Source organism: Streptacidiphilus pinicola (assembly GCF_003258295.1).
Taxonomy (GTDB): domain Bacteria; phylum Actinomycetota; class Actinomycetes; order Streptomycetales; family Streptomycetaceae; genus Streptacidiphilus; species Streptacidiphilus pinicola.
In genome coordinates this window covers 21,998-40,471 of sequence record NZ_QKYN01000088.1, presented here as the reverse complement: position 1 = coordinate 40,471, position 18,474 = coordinate 21,998, and the positions used below count along the sequence as shown (strand labels likewise).

Annotated in this window: 19 protein-coding genes and 1 riboswitch; of the genes, 16 read left to right on the top strand and 3 right to left on the bottom strand. The window is 72.5% G+C overall.

Annotated features, from left to right (window positions below):
• The coding region (locus tag DN069_RS22600; RefSeq protein WP_133260015.1) for a helix-turn-helix transcriptional regulator at positions 1 to 799 on the top strand (799 nt) is incomplete at its 5' end.
• Between the two features lie 59 nt (positions 800 to 858).
• Positions 859 to 1,389: an SRPBCC domain-containing protein gene (locus DN069_RS22595; RefSeq protein ID WP_165845599.1), complete on the top strand. Its 531-nt coding sequence runs from the start codon at positions 859 to 861 to the stop codon at positions 1,387 to 1,389.
• Here DN069_RS22595 and DN069_RS22590 read toward each other — a convergent pair.
• Entirely contained in the window at positions 1,386 to 2,552 is a 1,167-nt protein-coding gene (locus DN069_RS22590; RefSeq protein ID WP_111503625.1) for a winged helix DNA-binding domain-containing protein, read from the bottom strand. The two genes, DN069_RS22595 and DN069_RS22590, sit on opposite strands and share 4 nt — an antisense overlap.
• Before the next feature lie 55 nt (positions 2,553 to 2,607).
• Positions 2,608 to 2,670: riboswitch (guanidine-III (ykkC-III) riboswitch) on the top strand.
• A gap of 51 nt (positions 2,671 to 2,721) precedes the next feature.
• Here DN069_RS22590 and DN069_RS22585 point away from each other — a divergent pair.
• Positions 2,722 to 3,036 (top strand): DMT family transporter, encoded by a 315-nt coding sequence (locus DN069_RS22585; RefSeq protein ID WP_111503623.1) that lies wholly within the window; start codon positions 2,722 to 2,724, stop codon positions 3,034 to 3,036.
• A gap of 32 nt (positions 3,037 to 3,068) precedes the next feature.
• Here the strand turns inward: DN069_RS22585 and DN069_RS22580 are convergent, their stop codons facing one another.
• A complete protein-coding gene (locus DN069_RS22580; RefSeq protein ID WP_243639587.1) occupies positions 3,069 to 4,004 on the bottom strand; it encodes a LysR family transcriptional regulator in 936 nt (311 codons plus the stop codon).
• A 58-nt stretch (positions 4,005 to 4,062) separates the two neighbouring features.
• On the opposite strand from DN069_RS22580, the gene DN069_RS22575 reads away from it, so the two are divergent.
• From DN069_RS22575 to DN069_RS22550, 6 genes are all read left to right on the top strand, one after another.
• Positions 4,063 to 4,866 (top strand): NAD(P)-dependent oxidoreductase, encoded by an 804-nt coding sequence (locus DN069_RS22575; protein ID WP_111503619.1) that lies wholly within the window; start codon positions 4,063 to 4,065, stop codon positions 4,864 to 4,866.
• A 42-nt stretch (positions 4,867 to 4,908) separates the two neighbouring features.
• Positions 4,909 to 5,604, top strand: a complete 696-nt coding sequence (locus tag DN069_RS22570; protein ID WP_111503617.1) for a hypothetical protein — start codon at positions 4,909 to 4,911, stop codon at positions 5,602 to 5,604.
• A 237-nt stretch (positions 5,605 to 5,841) separates the two neighbouring features.
• On the top strand, positions 5,842 to 6,270 hold the full coding sequence (locus tag DN069_RS22565; RefSeq protein WP_111503615.1) for a type II toxin-antitoxin system Rv0910 family toxin: 429 nt from the start codon (positions 5,842 to 5,844) through the stop codon (positions 6,268 to 6,270).
• 103 nt (positions 6,271 to 6,373) lie between these two features.
• The gene (locus tag DN069_RS22560; RefSeq protein WP_111503637.1) at positions 6,374 to 7,147 is read left to right on the top strand and encodes an SDR family NAD(P)-dependent oxidoreductase; all 774 of its coding nucleotides are present in this window, start codon (positions 6,374 to 6,376) and stop codon (positions 7,145 to 7,147) included.
• Positions 7,144 to 7,719, top strand: a complete 576-nt coding sequence (locus tag DN069_RS22555; RefSeq protein ID WP_133260014.1) for a hypothetical protein — start codon at positions 7,144 to 7,146, stop codon at positions 7,717 to 7,719. The genes DN069_RS22560 and DN069_RS22555 overlap by 4 nt, the downstream gene beginning before the upstream one ends.
• Positions 7,720 to 7,785: 66 nt before the next feature.
• Positions 7,786 to 8,424, top strand: coding sequence for a hypothetical protein (locus DN069_RS22550; RefSeq protein ID WP_111503611.1), 639 nt, complete (start codon positions 7,786 to 7,788; stop codon positions 8,422 to 8,424).
• Between the two features lie 77 nt (positions 8,425 to 8,501).
• Here the strand turns inward: DN069_RS22550 and bldD are convergent, their stop codons facing one another.
• Entirely contained in the window at positions 8,502 to 9,005 is a 504-nt protein-coding gene (gene bldD, locus DN069_RS22545) for a transcriptional regulator BldD (RefSeq protein ID WP_111503609.1), read from the bottom strand.
• 336 nt (positions 9,006 to 9,341) lie between these two features.
• Here bldD and pyrR point away from each other — a divergent pair, with 336 nt between their 5' ends.
• From pyrR to DN069_RS22510, 7 genes are all read left to right on the top strand, one after another.
• Entirely contained in the window at positions 9,342 to 9,899 is a 558-nt protein-coding gene (pyrR, locus tag DN069_RS22540) for a bifunctional pyr operon transcriptional regulator/uracil phosphoribosyltransferase PyrR (protein ID WP_111503607.1), read from the top strand.
• A complete protein-coding gene (locus tag DN069_RS22535) occupies positions 9,896 to 10,879 on the top strand; it encodes an aspartate carbamoyltransferase catalytic subunit (protein ID WP_111503605.1) in 984 nt (327 codons plus the stop codon). Before pyrR ends, DN069_RS22535 begins: the two co-directional genes overlap by 4 nt.
• The gene (locus DN069_RS22530) at positions 10,876 to 12,168 is read left to right on the top strand and encodes a dihydroorotase (RefSeq protein ID WP_207892232.1); all 1,293 of its coding nucleotides are present in this window, start codon (positions 10,876 to 10,878) and stop codon (positions 12,166 to 12,168) included. The genes DN069_RS22535 and DN069_RS22530 overlap by 4 nt, the downstream gene beginning before the upstream one ends.
• On the top strand, positions 12,165 to 12,770 hold the full coding sequence (locus tag DN069_RS22525) for a PH-like domain-containing protein (protein ID WP_243639584.1): 606 nt from the start codon (positions 12,165 to 12,167) through the stop codon (positions 12,768 to 12,770). The genes DN069_RS22530 and DN069_RS22525 overlap by 4 nt, the downstream gene beginning before the upstream one ends.
• Positions 12,770 to 13,924: a glutamine-hydrolyzing carbamoyl-phosphate synthase small subunit gene (carA, locus tag DN069_RS22520; protein WP_111503603.1), complete on the top strand. Its 1,155-nt coding sequence runs from the start codon at positions 12,770 to 12,772 to the stop codon at positions 13,922 to 13,924. The genes DN069_RS22525 and carA overlap by 1 nt, the downstream gene beginning before the upstream one ends.
• Positions 13,917 to 17,222, top strand: coding sequence for a carbamoyl-phosphate synthase large subunit (carB, locus tag DN069_RS22515; protein WP_111503601.1), 3,306 nt, complete (start codon positions 13,917 to 13,919; stop codon positions 17,220 to 17,222). The genes carA and carB overlap by 8 nt, the downstream gene beginning before the upstream one ends.
• A 121-nt stretch (positions 17,223 to 17,343) precedes the next feature.
• A complete protein-coding gene (locus DN069_RS22510; protein ID WP_111503599.1) occupies positions 17,344 to 18,441 on the top strand; it encodes a quinone-dependent dihydroorotate dehydrogenase in 1,098 nt (365 codons plus the stop codon).
• Positions 18,442 to 18,474: the final 33 nt, after the last annotated feature.

The window sequence follows — 18,474 nt, the reverse complement described above, 5'->3', positions numbered from 1 at the left end:
CGCCGCGCAGCGCGGCGACGAGGCCGCCTGCGCGGCCGCGCTGCGCGCGGCGGAGGCCGAGGCCCAGGGCGGCGCGCCCGCGCTGTCCGGCGCGCCCTGGCGCCGGTGGGCCACCGGCCTGCTCGACCTCGGCCACGGCCGCGCCGAGGAGGCCTTCACCGCGCTGGACACGCTGCTGCGCACGCCCGACCTCGGCGAGGTCTCCGCGCTGCGCGCCGTGCCCGACGCGCTGGAGGCGGCGGTGCGCCTGCGCCGGGGCGAGGAGCTGGCCGAGCCGCTGGCCCGGTTCGAGCGCTGGGCGGAGCGCGCCGAGCGGGACTGGGCCCGCGCGCTGGTGCTGCGCTGCCACGCGCTGCTCGCGCCGGAGGAACTGGCCGAGCGGTTCTACCGCGAGGCCCTCGCCCTGCACGCGGGCGGCGGGCGCCCGTGGGACGAGGCCCGCACGGCGCTGCTCTACGGCGAGTGGCTGCGCCGCGCCCGCCGCAAGTCCGAGGCCCGCGCCCCGCTGCGCGCGGCGGCGCGCGCCTTCGACCTGCTGGACGCCACCCCCTGGGCGGCCCGTGCCCGCGCCGAGCTCGACGCCTCCGGCGCGGCCCCCGCCGAACCCCGCGCCCGGGGCCCCCTGGCAGGCCTCACCCCGCAGGAGAACCAGATCGTCCGCCTGGCCGCCCAGGGCCTCTCCAACCGCGACATCGCCGCCCAGCTCTTCCTGAGCTCCCGGACGGTCGGCTACCACCTCTACAAGGCCTACCCGAAGCTGGGCGTCGCCTCCCGAGGGGAGCTCGCCGCGCTGGTCTGAGCAGGCTGCGGCCCGTGTCGCGGAGGCGGCGGGCGGGGTGCCCGGGTGATGATCGAAGGGTGGACGAGCAAGCGCAGCCGACTCTCGACGGGAACGTCGTGTCCGTGGACGCCGCGCATCAGGCGGTGGTCTTTTTCCGGAGGTTCCCGCATCCCGTCGCCGAGGTGTGGCCGTACCTGTCGCGGCCGCCGCTGCTGCGGCGGTGGCTCGCGGCGGCAGACCGGTTGGATCCGGCGGAGGGCGGCGGCGTCGTGCTGCGCTGGCTGAACACCGACCCCGAGGGCCGTACCGTGATCGCCACCGGCACCGTCAGCGCCTACGACCCGCCCACACTGCTGCAGTTGGACCTCGACCCGCACGGCCGCGTCCGCTTCGAGCTCAGCGACGACGGCGGCGGATCCGCCCTCGCCTTCAGCGCCGCCGTGCCCGCGCCGATCGAGCAGCCGGCGCTGCTGCTCGCCGGCTGGCACCTCCACCTCGACTACCTGGCCCAGGCCCTGGACGGCGCCGAGGTCGACTGGCCCACCTGGGACCCGGCGCGCGACTGGCAGCCCCTCCATGACGCCTACGCCGCGCGCGGCTCGGGTTAGGCGCTCAGTTCGCGTTCCAGCGGGGTGCGGAAGCGAGGGGTGACCCGGGCGTCGCCGAGGAAGGCCGTGAGGCGCTCGGCCTCGGCGCGGACGGCGGAATCGGCTTCGTCGCCCACGTCCTCCAGCAGCCGCCAGGCGACGGAGCCGTCGGCGGGCTGGGCCCAGCCGCCCACGACGTGACCGTTCCACCAGACCGTGGGGCCGATGTTGCCGGTGCGGTCGAAGAGCTGGGCCGCGTGGGCGGGGTCGGTGTACCAGGCGCGGGAGCGCCAGCCCATCGCGGTCGGGTCGAGGGCGGGCAGCAGCGCCGCGCGGGGCGCGGCCGGTGGCGTGGGGCCGTTGTCGCCGGGCAGTACGTAGCCGTCCCCGGCGGACGGGTCGCCGTCCGGCAGGGTCACGCGTTCGGCGCCGACGGTCTTCAGCGCCTTGCGGACCGCGCCGAGCGGCCAGCCGGTCCACCACTTCAGGTCGTCCTCGGTGCCCGGTCCGTAGCTCGCGAGCCAGCGCCGGACCAGCTCGGCGCGCGCCTCCTCGACGGGCGGCTCCGGCCAGGGCGCGCTCTCGACCCAGCGGTAGGCGCTGGAGGTCCAGCTGCCGCGCGGCCGGTCCCGACGGATCCGGTTCTCCGCGGCGAGGACCCGCAGCACCCGCGAGGCGACGGTCTGCACGGCCTCGTACGGTTTGCCCGCCGCGACCGTCACCCGCTCCCGCAGGGCCGGCACCGCCGCGCCCAACTCCTGGCCGGAGGAGGGTCCGAGACGGTGCAGCGCCGCCAGCGTCGCCTGCTCCGCCGCCGCCAGCCACGCGGCGTCCCAGCCGCCCCCCTCGTCGAGGAAGACCAGCAGCTTCTCCCGCTCCTTCGCGGCGATCGCCCGCGACGCGGCGGCATCGACGACGGGTGCGAGGTCGACCGGCACGACGAAGAGCGTCCGCCGCATCGCCAGCAGCCGCACCAGCGACACCTCGGCGTAGAGTGCCCGGTCGACCAGCTCCACGCCGGGGTCGGTCAACCGGGCCGCGAGGGAGAGGTAGACGGTCGCCGCGTCGGTGGCGTGCAGGGCGACCAGGTCGTCCGCGACGGCCAGCGGCTCGTCCCGCCGGAGCAGCAGGCGCGCGGTGATCCGCGCGCGGCGTTCGGCGGTGTCGATGCTCGGGAGCGCCATGACCAGCAGGCTAGCGCCCGCCGGGCCCCGAGCGTGTGTTAGCGTCGAATACGAGGCCGGGTCCTTACCCGGCGTCCCGGACGAGCGCGTCGTACCCGGTCGGACAAGACGACGCAGCAAGAGCGGTGGCCCGCAGGGCCCCGTCCCCTACTGCGAGAGGTCCGTCGTCATGGCCTGGGTCGTGCTCCTTCTCTCCGGCATGCTGGAGACCGTCTGGGCGGTCGCACTGCAGGCGTCCAAGGGCCTGTCCCGCCCGCTGCCCGCCGTCGTCTTCTTCGTCACCGTCGTGCTCAGCATGGGCGGACTCTCCTACGCGCTGCGCAGCGTCCCCCTCGGTACCGGCTACGCGGTCTGGGTCGCCGTCGGGACCCTGGGCACCGCGCTGTACGGCATGTTCGCCCTCGGCGAGCCGGTGACGGTGGCTCGCGCGTTCTTCCTCGCGATGATCATCGGCGGCGTGGTGGGCTTGAAGCTCGCCCACTGACCGCCCGTCACCCCGGCTGCCCGGCACGCCGGTCAGTGGTCCCGGAAGGCCTGCGCACCGGTGTGCAGCAGCGGCAGGAACGCGGCCAGCGCGGCGCTCGGTGCGACGCCGCGCGGGGTCGCGGCCCAGATCGCGCGGATCGGGACGTCGTCCGGGTGCACACCGGCGCGTGCGAGGTCCGGCCGCAGCGCGTCGGCGGCGAGTGCCGGGACCAGGGTGACCCCGAAGCCCGCGGCGACCAGGCCCTGCTTCGCGATCCAGTCGCCCACGACACTGCCGATCCGCGGCCGGAAGCCGGCGCGTACGGCCGAGCGCATCAGCGTGTCCTCGGGGCGCGCGCTGCCCGCGATCCACTCCTCGTCGGCGAGTTCGGCCAGCCGCACGTCGGCGCGTCCGGCGAGCGGGTGGCCGGGCGGCAGCGCGACCAGCATCGGCTCGTCCAGCAGGTGTTCCAGCCGCACGCCCGCGGTCGCGGCCGCTTCCTGCATCGCGTCCGGGTCCGCGTCCCCGGCGACGACGGCCAGGTCCAGGCGGTCCTCGGCCAGCCCGTGCAGCAGCCGGGCGGTCAGCTCGACGGCCAGCGTGACGGCGACCTCCGGATGTGCGGCGCGGAACTCCCGGAGCACCTCCGGCACCAGGTCGGCCGCGGCGGTGGCGAAGGCGCCCACCCGCAGCCGTCCGGCCTCCAGCCGGCCGAGGGCGTCCAGCTCCGTCCGGGCCCGGTCCAGCTGGGCCAGCGCGGCCTCGGCGTGCGGCAGCAACCCGCGTCCGGCCTCGGTCAGCCGGACGCCGCGCGGCAGCCGGTCGAACAGCGGCGCGCCGAACTCCGCCTCCAGGGAAGCGATCTGGCGCGAGACCGCCGACTGGGTGTAGTCGAGGGCGGTCGCGGCGGAGGTGAACGACCCCGTCCGGGCGACCTCCGCGAAGACGCGGAGCCAGGCCGTGGTGAAGTCATGCGAGCTGGGCATGGCACTCATGCTAGACATTCGCTGGTCGCATGGAGAGCGGAGCTCTAGCGTCGAGGCCATGGACACGAACACGCGCATCGCCTGGCTGGGGCTGGGCCGTATGGGCCTGCCGATGGCCCGTCGTCTGGTCGACGCCGGCCAGGCCGTCACCGTCTGGAACCGCACCGCCGCCAAGGCCGATCCCCTGGTCGCCGCGGGAGCGAAGGCCGCGCAGAGCGCGGCCGAGGCCGTCGCCGATGCGGCGGTCGTCGTCACGATGCTCGCCGACCCGGCGGCGCTCGCCGAGGTCGCCGAGGCCGTCCTGCCGGCGTTGCGCCCGGGCACCGTCTGGGTGGAGATGTCGAGCGTCGGCCCCGAGGCCGTCCGCGCCCTCGTCGCCCGGCTCCCCGAGGGGGTCCGGCTGATCGACGCGCCGGTGCTGGGCAGTGTGGACCGCGCGGCGACGGGCGAGCTGCTGATCCTGGCGGGCGGCGAGGTGGCTCCGGTCGCCGACCTGCTGGCGCTGCTCGGCACGGTCCGGGAGGTGGGCCCGGTCGGCGACGGCGCCGCCCTCAAGCTGGTGCTGATCGGCGCGATCGTCGCGGGCGTCGCCGTCGTCCACGAGGCACTGAGCCTGGCCGACGCGCTGGGCCTGCCCGCCGGTGTCGCCGAGTCCGCCCTCGCCGGCGGGCCGTTGCGCGACCTCCTCGGCCGGGCCCGCGCCACCACGGCGGACTTCGCCGTCTCGCTCGCCGCCAAGGACGTCGCCCTTGGCGCGGCCGCGGCGGACCTGCCCGTGGCCGACGCGGTGGTGAGCGCCCTGCGGAGCTTCCCGGAGATCGCGGACCGCGACCTCTCGGCGCTGACGGACCTGCGGCGCTAATTCGCTGGCACGTCCCGCGCGGCGTCGGCGATGATCCACTCGATGGTGGATCACATACTGCGGCCCGCGCTCCTGCGCGCCGCCGCGCGCAACAACGCCGACTGGTGCGAGGCGATGTGCCGTGCCCACGGGCTCCGCGGGGAGTTCCGCGCCGACGCGTGGACGAGTGCCGACCGGTCCCCGCCCTACTACCCCGACGCCGTCACCCTCTCCGAGCACGCCGACGCGGCCCAGGTCCTCGCCCGCATCGACGTGCGGGGCCCCGGTGCGACGGTCAAGGACAGCTACGCCCGGCTCGACCTGGAACCGCACGGCTTCGCGCCGCTGTTCGACGCCGAGTGGATCGCCCGCGACCCGCAGCCGGCCGGCGCGCGGCCGGTCTGGCGGCGGGTCAGGGACGAGACCGGGCTGGCGCGGTGGGAGCAGGCCTGGGACGGGGGAGCGGCCGGGCTGTTCCTGGCACCGCTGTTGGAGGATCCGTCCGTGCTGGTCCTGGCCGCGCCGGAGTTCGTGGCCGGTGCGGTGCTGAGCCTGGGCGCCGGTGTGGTCGGGGTGTCCAACTTGTTCTGCGGCGAGCAGGAGCCGGACCGGGTGTGGCGGGACTGCCTGATCGCGGCCTCCGCCTACTGCCCCGGTCTGCCCGTCGTCGGCTACGAGGACGGCGCGGACCTCGCCGCCGCCGAGCGGGCCGGCTTCACGCGGCTGGGGCCGCTGCGGGTGTGGCTCGCCGCCGGCTGACCAGCCAGGCGGCGGTGAGCAGCGACCCCGCGCCCGCCACGCCCATCGCCCCGCCCGCCTACCGGCCCGTGCCCGCCCGGTGCGCTCGGTGACGCGCTGGTCGGATGCGGCCCGAGCGAAACTGACGGCTCATCAGATAGTGCTGATCCGATTATTGATGGTACGTCAGATAGCGACTAGCCTCCGCTGAGAGCCCCACCCGGCGTGCTCGGTTCGACAGCCCGAGGAGGAACGGCCATGCCCGAGGTATCCGTCAGCGCCACCATCTCCGCCCCGGCGGACAAGATCTGGGCGGTCATCACCGACTTCGAACGCTTCGGGGAGTGGAACACCATCCACGTCGCCTTTCCCAACGGCGGCCCGGCCGAGCTCGCCTCCGGCGCGGTCTACGGCGAGAAGATGACCCTGATGGGCATGCCGGCCGAGGTCAGCTGGACCGTCGCCGAGGTCGCCGCCGCCTCCACCCTCGCCATGGACGGCAAGGGCCCGATGGGCATCACCCTGCGCCAGCAGTACACCCTCACCGCGGACGGTGACGGCACCAAGGTCACCGTCGACAGCGAGTTCAAGGGCGCCGCGGTCAACATGCTCGCTGCCCGCGTCAAGGAGGCCACGTCCAAGGCCCTGGTCGAGTCCCTGGAGAAGCTGTCCGGCCTGGTGGCCTGAGTCCGGCGAACTCGGGCCGGCGCGGCAGGCGTTGGACGGGCTCGTCGCGGAGGTCGAGGGGGCCTGACTGTTCAGTGTCACCGGAGCCGCTAGCGTGGGCGTCATGCGGACTGCACTCATCACCGGCGCCAGCGCCGGCATCGGCGCGGCGTTCGCGCGCCGGCTCGCCAAGGACGGACACGCCCTCGTCCTCGTCGCCCGCGACGAGAGCCGACTCGCGGCGTTCGCCGACGAACTCACCAAGGAGTACGGCGTCCCGGCCGAGGTGCTCACGGCCGACCTCGCCACCGACGCGGGCATCGACCGCGTCGAGGCGCGGCTCACGGACGCCGAGCGCCCGGTCGACCTGCTGGTCAACAACGCCGGGTTCGGCTTCCGCAAGGGGTTCCTCGACGTGCCCGTCGAGGACGAACTGACGATGGTGAAGGTCCACATCGAGGCCGTCCTCCGGCTCACCCGCGCGGCCGTCCCCGGCATGCGCGAGCGCGGCAAGGGCTATGTCGTCAACGTCGCCTCCGTGGCCGCGTTCGTGCCGCGTGGCTCCTACGGGGCGAGCAAGTCCTGGGTGGTCCAGTTCACCGCGGGCGTCAACCGCGACCTCGCGGGCAGCGGCGTGACGCTCCAGGCGCTGTGCCCGGGGTTCACCCACACGGAGTTCCACCAGCGCGCGGAGATGGACATGTCCCGCGTGGGCGAGTGGATGTGGCTGGACGCCGACTTCGTCGTCGACCAGTCGCTCCGCGACCTCGCGCGCGGCAAGTCCGTCTGCGTCCCCTCCCGCCGCTACCAGGCGCTGGTAGCCCTCTCCCGTAAGGCGCCGTTGGCGCTGCTCGCGGGCATGTCCAGCGGGTTCGGGCGCAGGCCCACGGAGAAGTGAACCCACCGCCGCCCTGCCCCAACTGCGGGCTGCTCGACCAGGTGGCACACGTGCCGGCGGTCCATCGGGCGGGCCTGAGGCAGGTCCAGGTCCATGTGCCGGACTCCGGACCGGGGTACTACGAGCTCCGTACGGTCGCCACGCCGCTCGCCGCCGCGCTCTCGCCCGCGCCCGCGCCCGTCGGGGCGGACGACGTGCTGGGTCTGGCGCTCCTGACGTTCTTGCTGTGCCTCGGCGGCCTGGTGATCGTGGTGTCCGGGATCGTCGCGCACTCGGTCAAGACGTGGGCGTGCGGGTTGTCGGCGTTCGGGGCGGCGATCGCCGTCCTGGTCCTCGCCGTGAGAAGCCGTCGTCGTATCGCGCGGGACCACGAGGAGCGGCGTGCGTGCTCGGAGCGGGTCTGGCAACAGGGGTGGTACTGCGCCCGCTGTGGGACCGTGCACACGGCCGGGCCCTCGCGGGCCATGGCGTTGGAGGAGTTCCGGCAACTCGTCTGGGGCGCGGGCAGTTTCGCTCTCCCTGGGGTCTTCCATCCCCAGGGCCGGCCGCCCGTCCGGATGAACCGCCCGTAGCCGCGGTGAACCGGCGTCCTCCTGTCGAGCGTCGTATCGGCCACGAGTTCGGCGAAACGGGGGACGATGAGCGAGATCCACGATGTGGGCCTACCCAGCTGCCCAGGGTGCGGGCAGCTGGACCGTGTGGCGGCGGTGCCCGCCGTCTATCTGAGTGGCAAGGACGCGATACAGGTCGCCGTGCCCGCGCAGGGGGACATGCCTGCGCGCACCGAGACACGGCAGGTGACCACCGCGCTGGCCGAGGCGCTCGCGCCGGTGCCGGCCGGTCCGCGCGGTCAGGGTTGTCTCGGGGGAGCGGGCGCTCTGGCGTTGTTCGTGGCGGTCGCCGCCGCAGGCGTCGCGGCGATCGCGCCCTCGCCCAGTGACGGAGCGAGCCCCGTCGGGTTTCCGGACGTCGATGGTGGGAGCGTGTTTCCCGACCTGTCGTGGCTCTGGTGGGTCGTCGGCTCCGCCGGGCTCGTCGGCCTGGCGCTCTTCGGCGCACTGGCGGCCCAGTCGCTGGCCCGGCGGGGCCGGATCGCGGGCCGCGCCCAGGCGGAGGCGCTCTGGTCGCGCGGCTGGTACTGCGCCCGCTGCGCCACCGTCCACTTCCGGGCGGCGGCCGACGTTCCCCAGGGGCCGCTGCCACTCGGCGAGTTCCGTCGCCTCGTCTGGGGCGCCGGCGGCTACGCCGACCTCGCAGGGCGCTACCCACGGGGGTGAGGCGCAGAAAACGGCGGGTTCCCCCCTCGGGAGGAACCCGCCGCAACGTTTCTGCAGAGCGGCGTGGGCCGCTCGGGTCAGACCGAGTCGTCCTCGCGGACCGCGCGGCGCGCGTCCGGGTCGAGGACGCCCCAGCTGATCAGCTGGTCGACGAGCAGCGAGGCGGGCTGGTCGTAGATGACGGCGAGGGTGCGCAGATCGTCCTGGCGGATCGAGAGCACCTTGCCGTTGTAGTCGCCGCGCTGGCTCTGGATGGTCGCGGCGTAGCGCTGCAGCGGGCCGGCCTTCTCGGACGGCACCTGGGCCAGGCGCTCCAGGTCGAGCACCAGGCGCGGCGGCGGCTCGGCCGCGCCGCCCGGGGTGCTGCCGGGCAGCAGCTCCTGGACCGGGACGCCGTAGAACTCGGCCAGCTCGGCGAGGCGCTGGACGGTGACCGCTCGGTCGCCGCGCTCGTAGGAGCCGACGACGACGGCCTTCCAGCGGCCCTGGGATTTCTCCTCGACGCCGTGCAGGGAGAGCCCCTGCTGGGTGCGGATCGCGCGCAGCTTGCCGCCAAGCTGTTTCGCGTAGTCGCTGGACAATGTGTCTCCCCGGACTTAAGTGGCCTGTGACGGCCCAGGGACGGCGCTAACCCCGATACGACACAGGGCGCTTCGTCGCGTGGCCGTAACTGAGTGTGAGGTTACGCAGAGTGATAAGCGTTCGTCAAGCCGAACGGGGCAGCAGGGGTACCGATCGGTAACGACCGAACGCGCCGCAGGTCGGTAGGGGTGCCGCCGGGCCGCTCGTGATCGCCCTGGTAGGGTTGACGGCGGCTCCCCGACGTGCCTCCGAACCGGAGGCGCGCCAGGTGGCCCCATCCCGTAGACATCCTTTAAGGCCCGTCCAGTGAGGCGGGGAAGGAGGTCGGCTTCGGCATGACCACTGCTGCCCAACGACAGGTGCTGGACCAGGGCGACATCGCCCGTTCCCTCACCCGGATCGCCCACGAGATCGTCGAACGCGCCAAGGGCGCCGACGACGTGGTCCTCCTCGGCATCCCCACCCGCGGCGCCCATCTGGCCCGCCGTCTGCACCGCAAGCTGGCCGAGATCACCGGCCGCGAGCTCCCCGTCGGCACGCTCGACATCACCATGTACCGGGACGACCTGCGGCTGAAGCCCGCCCGCGCCCTGGAGCACACCGAGATCCCCGTCGACGGCATCGACGGCAAGCTCGTCGTCCTCGTCGACGACGTGCTCTTCTCCGGCCGGACCATCCGGGCCGCCCTCGACGCGCTGGCCGACCACGGCCGCCCGCGCGCCGTCCAGCTCGCCGTCCTGGTCGACCGCGGCCACCGCGAGCTGCCCATCCGCGCGGACTACGTGGGCAAGAACCTGCCCACCTCGCTGCGCGAGTCCGTGAAGGTCAAGCTGGACGAGACGGACGGCGTGGACGCCGTTCTCCTCGGTGAGTCGGAAGGCAGTGCCCAGTGAAGCGCCACCTCATCTCCACCGCGGACCTGACCCGCGAGGACGCGCTGCTGATCCTGGACACCACGGAGCAGATGGCCCAGGTCTCCGCCCGCTCGGTCAAGAAGCTCCCCACGCTCCGTGGCCGCACCGTGGTCAACCTCTTCTTCGAGGACTCCACCCGCACCCGCACCTCCTTCGAGGTCGCCGAGAAGCGCCTGTCCGCGGACGTCATCAACTTCTCCGCCAAGGGCTCCTCGGTCTCCAAGGGCGAGAGCCTGAAGGACACCGCGCTCACCCTGCAGGCCATGGGCGCCGACGCGGTGGTCATCCGGCACAGCGCCTCCGGCGCGCCCAAGCTGCTGGCCGACTCCGACTGGCTGCACGGCAGCGTCGTCAACGCCGGTGACGGCACCCACGAGCACCCCACCCAGGCGCTGCTCGACGCCTTCACCATGCGTCGCCACCTCAACCCGGGCGTCGGCCACGACCTGGCCGGCCGCCGCGTGACGATCGTCGGCGACGTGCTGCACAGCCGGGTCGCCCGCTCCAACGTGCACCTGCTGCACACCCTGGGCGCCGAGGTCACCCTGGTGGCCCCGCCGACGCTGATGCCCTTCGGCGTCGAGACCTGGCCCTGCCAGACCAGCTACGACCTGGACGCGGCGCTCACCAAGGCCGACGCGGTGATGATGCTGCGCGTCCAGCGCGAGCGCATGAACGCCGCCTTCTTCCCCACTCAGCGCGAGTACACCCGCCGCTACGGCCTGGACGCCCGCCGGCTGGCCCTGATGCCGGAGCACGCGCTCGTCATGCACCCCGGCCCGATGGTGCGCGGCATGGAGATCGAGTCGACCATCGCCGACTCCGACCGCGCGGTCATCGTCGAGCAGGTCGCCAACGGCGTCAGCGTCCGCATGGCCGTCCTCTACCTGCTGCTCGGCGGCTCCGAGCCGGCGATCACGACTTCTTCTGCGAACACGTCCGAGGAGACCGGCAAGTGAGCACCACGAACTACCTGATCCGCAACGCCCGCATCCTCGGCGGGGAGCCGCAGGACATCCGCGTCACCGACGGGGTGATCGCCGAGATCGGCGCTGAGCTGGCGGCCGACGGCGAGCAGGAGATCGCGGCCGACGGCCTGATCGCCCTGCCCGGCCTGGTCGACCTGCACACCCACCTGCGCGAGCCCGGCCGCGAGGACGCCGAGACCGTCCTGTCCGGCACGAAGGCCGCCGCCAAGGGCGGCTTCACCGCCGTCCACGCGATGGCCAACACCTTCCCGGTCGCCGACACCGCCGGTGTCGTCGAGCAGGTCTGGCGGCTGGGCCGCGAGTCCGGCTACTGCGACGTGCAGCCGATCGGCGCCGTCACCGTGGGCCTGGAGGGCAAGCAGCTGGCCGAGCTCGGCGCGATGGCCGACTCCGCCGCGCAGGTCCGCGTCTTCTCCGACGACGGCAAGTGCGTCGACGACGCGGTGATCATGCGTCGTGCGCTGGAGTACGTGAAGGCCTTCGGCGGCGTCGTCGCCCAGCACGCGCAGGAGCCGCGGCTGACCGAGGGCGCGCAGATGAACGAGGGCGTCGTCTCCGGCGAGCTGGGCCTGGCCGGCTGGCCGGCCGTCGCCGAGGAGTCGATCATCGCCCGCGACGTGCTGCTCGCCGCGCACGTCGGCTCGCGCCTGCACGTCTGCCACCTCTCCACGGCCGGCTCGGTCGAGATCGTCCGCTGGGCCAAGAGCAAGGGCTGGGACGTCACCGCCGAGGTGACGCCGCACCACCTGCTGCTCACCGACGAGCTGGTCCGCTCCTACGACGCCGTCTACAAGGTCAACCCGCCGCTGCGCACCGAGGCCGACGTGCTGGCCCTGCGCGAGGCGCTGGCCGACGGCACCATCGACATCGTCGCCACCGACCACGCACCGCACCCCGCCGAGGACAAGCAGTGCGAGTGGTCCGCCGCGGCCATGGGCATGGTCGGCCTGGAGACGGCGCTCTCCGTCGTCCAGTCCGCGATGGTCGACACCGGCCTGATGGACTGGGCCGAGGTCGCCGAGCGGATGTCCGCCAAGCCCGCCGCGATCAGCGGCATCCCCGGCCACGGACGGCCCGTCTCGGTGGGCGAGCCGGCCAACCTGGTGCTGTTCGATGCTCAGTACCGTGGCGCCGTGAACCCCGACGCCTTCGCCACCCGCAGCCGCAACACCCCCTACCGGGGCATGGACCTGCCCGGCCGCGTCGTCGCCACCTTCCTGCGCGGCGACGCCAAGGTGCTCGACGGTGAGCTCGTATGAACCTCCTTGGTGAAGCCCCCCACTCCGCGGCGGTCACCCACGTGGGCGACCTGGTCGGCTGGGTCATCGGCATCCTGCTGGTCATCGCGCTCGTCTACTGGCTGATGCGCCAGGGCTGGAACTGGCGCAAGACGGTCCAGTCCGGTCTGCCCGAGCCCGCCGCCGTGCCGACGCGCACGACGGAGAAGATCCTGGAGACCGAGGGCCGCTACGTCGGTACGACCACGGCCGGTGACTGGCTCAACCGGGTTGCCGCCCACCGCCTCGGCGAGCGCAGCCTCGTCGAACTGACGCTCAGCGCCGAGGGCCTGAAGGTGGTCCGCCCCGCCTCGCAGAGCTTCTTCGTCCCGGTCGCCGACCTGCGCGGCGCCCGCCTGGACAAGGGCATCGCCGGCAAGGTCTTCCCCGAGGGCGGCCTGCTGGTGATCACCTGGCAGCTCGGCGACCAGCAGCTCGACTCCGGCTTCCGGGCCGACCGTTCGAGCGACCACGACAACTGGGTCACCGCGGTAGAGGTGCTGATCAAGGCACACGACAAGGTGACCGATACCGACAAGAACACTGAGCCCAATGTGAACGACAGGAACGTGGAAGGCGCATGATGACCGCACCGGCATCCACTACGACCAGCCGACGTGGCCGCATCGCTGCCGCCTATGTCCTCGAGGACGGGCGCATCTTCCGCGGCCAGGCCTACGGCGCCGTCGGTGAGACCTTCGGCGAGGCCGTGTTCAACACCGGCATGACGGGCTACCAGGAGACCCTGACCGACCCGTCCTACCACCGCCAGATCGTGGCCATGACGGCCCCGCAGATCGGCAACACCGGCGTCAACGACGAGGACCCGGAGAGCTCCCGGATCTGGGTCGCCGGCTACGTCGTGCGTGACCCCAGCCGGATCGCCTCCAACTGGCGGGCCACGCGCTCGCTGGACGAGGAGCTGCAGGCGCAGGGCATCGTCGGCATCAGCGGCATCGACACCCGCGCGCTGACCCGCCACCTGCGCGAGGCGGGCGCCATGCGCGCCGGCATCTTCTCCGGCGAGGCGCTGGCCGACGACGCGACGATGCTGGAGCGCGTCCGCCGGGCCCCGCAGATGGAGGGCGCGGACCTGTGCGGCGAGGTCGCCACCGACGCCGTCTACGTCGTCCCGGCCATAGGTGAGAAGAAGTTCACCGTGGCCGCCCTGGACCTGGGCATCAAGGGGATGACGCCGCACCGGATGGCCGAGCGCGGCATCGAGGTCCACGTGCTGCCGGCCAACGCCACCGCCGAGGACGTCTACGCCGTCAACCCCGACGGCGTCTTCTTCTCCAACGGCCCCGGCGACCCGGCCACCGCCGACGGCCAGGTGGCCGTGCTGCGCGAGGTGCTGGGCCGCAGGACGCCGTTCTTCGGCATCTGCTTCGGCAGCCAGCTGCTCGGCCGCGCGCTCGGCTTCGGCACCTACAAGCTCAAGTACGGCCACCGCGGCATCAACCAGCCGGTGCAGGACCGCACCACCGGCAAGGTCGAGGTCACCGCGCACAACCACGGCTTCGCCGTGGACGCGCCGCTCGACAAGGTCTCCGAGACGCCGTTCGGCCGCGTCGAGGTCTCCCACGTCTGCCTGAACGACGACGTGGTCGAGGGCCTGCAGTGCCTGGACCAGCCCGCGTTCAGCGTCCAGTACCACCCCGAGGCGGCGGCCGGTCCGCACGACGCCGCCTATCTGTTCGACCGCTTCTTCGCTCTGATGGAGGGCCAGCGTGCCTAAGCGCACCGACATCCAGTCCGTTCTGGTCATCGGTTCCGGCCCGATCGTCATCGGCCAGGCGGCCGAGTTCGACTACTCCGGTACCCAGGCCTGCCGCGTCCTCAAGGCCGAGGGCCTGCGGGTGATCCTGGTCAACTCGAACCCGGCCACGATCATGACCGACCCGGAGATCGCCGACGCGACCTACGTCGAGCCGATCACCCCCGAGTTCGTCGAGAAGATCATCGCCAAGGAGCGCCCCGACGCGCTGCTGCCGACCCTGGGCGGCCAGACCGCGCTCAACACCGCGATCTCGCTGGCCGAGGCCGGGACGCTGGAGAAGTACAACGTCGAGCTGATCGGCGCCAACGTCGAGGCGATCAACAAGGGCGAGGACCGCGAGCTGTTCAAGCAGGTCGTCGAGGCCGTCAAGGCCAAGATCGGCCACGGCGAGTCGGCCCGCTCGGTCATCTGCCACTCGATGGAGGACGTCCTCGCGGGCGTCGAGACGCTCGGCGGCTACCCGGTCGTGGTCCGCCCCTCGTTCACCATGGGTGGCGCCGGCTCCGGCTTCGCGCACGACGAGGAGGACCTGCGCCGCATCGCCGGCCAGGGCCTGACGCTCTCGCCGACCACCGAGGTGCTCCTGGAGGAGTCCATCCTCGGGTGGAAGGAGTACGAGCTGGAGCTGATGCGCGACAAGCACGACAACGTCGTGGTCGTCTGCTCCATCGAGAACTTCGACCCGATGGGCGTGCACACCGGTGACTCGATCACCGTCGCCCCGTCGATGACGCTGACGGACCGTGAGTACCAGATCCTGCGTGACATCGGCATCGCGGTCATCCGCGAGGTCGGCGTCGACACCGGCGGCTGCAACATCCAGTTCGCGGTCAACCCCGACGACGGCCGGGTCATCGTCATCGAGATGAACCCGCGCGTCTCCCGCTCCTCCGCGCTGGCTTCCAAGGCGACCGGCTTCCCGATCGCCAAGATCGCGGCCAAGCTCGCGGTGGGCTACACGCTCGACGAGATCCCGAACGACATCACCGAGGAGACCCCGGCCTCCTTCGAGCCGAGCCTCGACTACGTCGTGGTCAAGGTCCCGCGCTTCGCGTTCGAGAAGTTCCCGTCCGCCGACGCCACGCTGACCACGACCATGAAGTCGGTCGGCGAGGCCATGGCGCTGGGCCGCAACTTCCCCGAGGCGCTGAACAAGGCGCTGCGCTCGCTGGAGAAGAAGGGCTCGCAGTTCGACTTCGTCTCCGAGGTCGGCGACAAGGCCGCGCTGCTGGCCAAGGCCCAGATCCCGACCGACGGCCGGATCAACACGGTCATGGACGCGATCCGGGCCGGCGCCACCCCGGAGGAGGTCTTCGAGTCCACGAAGATCGACCCGTGGTTCGTCGACCAGCTCTTCCTGATCCACGAGATCGCCGAGGAGCTCGCCGAGGCCGAGAAGCTCGACCCGGAGCTGCTGCGCCACGCCAAGCGGCACGGCTTCTCCGACCAGCAGATCGGTGAGATCCGCGGCCTGCGCCCCGACGTGGTCCGCGAGGTCCGGCACGCGCTGGGGATCCGCCCGGTCTACAAGACGGTCGACACCTGCGCCGCCGAGTTCGCCGCGAGGACCCCGTACTTCTACTCGTCCTACGACGAGGAGACCGAGGTCGCCTCGCGCACCAAGCCGGCCGTGATCATCCTGGGCTCCGGCCCGAACCGCATCGGCCAGGGCATCGAGTTCGACTACTCCTGCGTCCACGCCTCCTTCGCGCTGAGCGACGCGGGCTACGAGACCGTGATGGTCAACTGCAACCCGGAGACCGTCTCGACGGACTACGACACCTCCGACCGGCTCTACTTCGAGCCGCTGACGCTCGAGGACGTGCTGGAGATCGTCCACGCCGAGGAGCAGGCCGGTCCGGTCGCGGGTGTGCTGGTGCAGCTCGGCGGCCAGACGCCGCTGGGTCTGGCCCAGGCGCTCAAGGACAACGGCGTCACCATCGTCGGCACCTCGCCCGAGGCGATCCACCTCGCCGAGGAGCGCGGCGCGTTCGGCCGGGTGCTGGTCGAGGCCGGCCTGCCGGCGCCGAAGCACGGCACCGCCTTCTCCTTCGAGGAGGCCAAGACCATCGCCGACGAGATCGGCTACCCGGTCCTGGCCCGCCCGTCCTACGTGCTGGGCGGCCGCGGCATGGAGATCGTCTACGACGAGCCTTCGCTGGCCGACTACCTCAAGCGCCACGCGGGCCTGATCTCCGAGCACCCGGTGCTGATCGACCGCTTCCTCGACGACGCGATCGAGATCGACGTCGACGCCCTGTTCGACGGCGAGGAGCTCTACCTCGGCGGCGTGATGGAGCACATCGAGGAGGCCGGCATCCACTCCGGCGACAGCGCGTGTGCGCTGCCGCCGATCACCCTGGGCGGCTACGACATCAAGCGCCTGCGCGCGGCCACCGAGGCCATCGCGCGCGGCGTGGGTGTCCGCGGCCTGATCAACATCCAGTTCGCCATGGCCGGGGACATCCTCTACGTGCTGGAGGCCAACCCGCGTGCCTCGCGCACCGTCCCGTTCACCTCCAAGGCGACGGCGGTGCCGCTGGCCAAGGCGGCGGCCCGGATCTCGCTGGGCGCGAGCATCGCGGACCTGCGCGGCGAGGGCCTGCTGCCCAAGGAGGGCGATGGCGGCACGCTGCCGCTGGACGCGCCGGTCGCCGTCAAGGAGGCCGTGATGCCGTGGTCGCGGTTCCGCGACATCCACGGTCGCGGCGTCGACACGGTGTTGGGCCCGGAGATGCGCTCGACCGGTGAGGTCATGGGCATCGACTCCGTCTTCGGCACCGCCTACGCCAAGTCGCAGGCGGGTGCGTACGGCGCGCTGCCGAACTCGGGCCGGGTCTTCGTCTCGGTGGCCAACCGCGACAAGCGCAACCTGGTCTTCCCGGCCCGCGCCCTGGTCGGTCTCGGCTTCGAGATCCTCGCCACCAGCGGCACGGCCGAGGTGCTGCACCGCAACGGCATCGAGGCGACGATCGTCCGCAAGCACAGTGAGGGTGAGGGCCCTCAGGGTGAGAAGACGATCGTCCAGATGATCCACGACGGGGAGATCGACCTGATCATCAACACCCCGTTCGGCACCGGCTCCCGCCTCGACGGCTACGAGATCCGCACGGCGGCTGTCGCGCGGTCCGTTCCGTGCCTCACCACCGTCCAGGCGATGGGCGCGGCCGTGCAGGGCATCGACGCGCTGCGCAACGGTGACGTCGGCGTGCGGTCGCTGCAGGAGCACGCGGCTGCGCTGAACGCATCGCGGTAAGGGGTTGGGGCGCGGGGAGCGCGTGCGGGTCCGTAGTGGGCTGGTCGCGCACACGCGGCGGAGCCGCATACTCGGCTCCGCCCCGCGCCCCTGGGCGGTTGCAACCTAAGGTCAGGTTTCTTTGTACAAGCTCTTCTTCAACCTCGTCTTCAAGCGGCTTGACCCCGAGAAGGCGCACCACCTCGCGTTCTTCTGGATCCGGCTGGCCGCCTCCGTCCCCGGGCTGCGCGACCTCGTCGTGGCCGTGCTCGCCCCGCGGGATCCCAAGCTCCGCACCAAGGCGCTGGGCCTGGATCTGCCCGGGCCCTTCGGGCTCGCGGCCGGGTTCGACAAGAACGCCGTCGGGATCGACGGGCTGACGATGCTCGGGTTCGACTCCGTCGAGATCGGCACGGTCACCGCCCAGGCGCAGCCGGGGAATCCGACGCCTCGCCTGTTCCGGCTGATCGAGGACCGGGCGCTGATCAACCGGATGGGCTTCAACAACGAGGGCTCCGCCGCGGTCGCGGCGCGGCTCGCGGCCCGGCCGAAGTCCTCGAAGGCCGTCGTCGGCGTCAACATCGGCAAGACGAAGGTCGTCCCGGAGGCTGAGGCCGTCGCCGACTACGTCACCTCGACCGAGCGACTCGCGCGGCACGCCGACTACTTCGTCGTCAACGTCAGCTCGCCGAACACCCCCGGCCTGCGGAACCTGCAGGCCGTGGACCAACTGCGCCCGCTGCTCAGCGCGGTCAGGGAGACGCTCGACGCCAAGGCGGACGGTCACGTCCCGCTGCTGGTGAAGATCGCGCCGGACCTGGCCGACGACGACGTGGACGCCGTGGCCGACCTCGCGCTGGAGCTCCGGCTCGACGGCATCATCGCCACCAACACCACCATCGGGCGGGGCGGCCTGCGGACCGACGCCGCCAAGGTGGAGGCGATCGGCGCCGGCGGTCTCTCCGGGGCACCGCTGAAGGCGCGTGCCGACGAGGTCCTGAAGCGGCTGTACGCCCGCACCGAGGGGCGGATCACGCTGGTCGCCGTCGGCGGCATCGAGACCGCCGAGGACGCGTGGCAGCGGATCCTCGCCGGGGCATCGCTCGTCCAGGGATACTCCGCGTTCATCTACGAGGGTCCGTTCTGGTGCCGTCGCATCCACAAGGGACTTTCGGCGCTGTTGGCCGCGAGCCCGTATGCGACCCTGGGGGACGCGGTCGGGGCTTCGGCCCGCCGCTGACCGATCCCACGGGCTCCGACTGAGAGGCGAGCA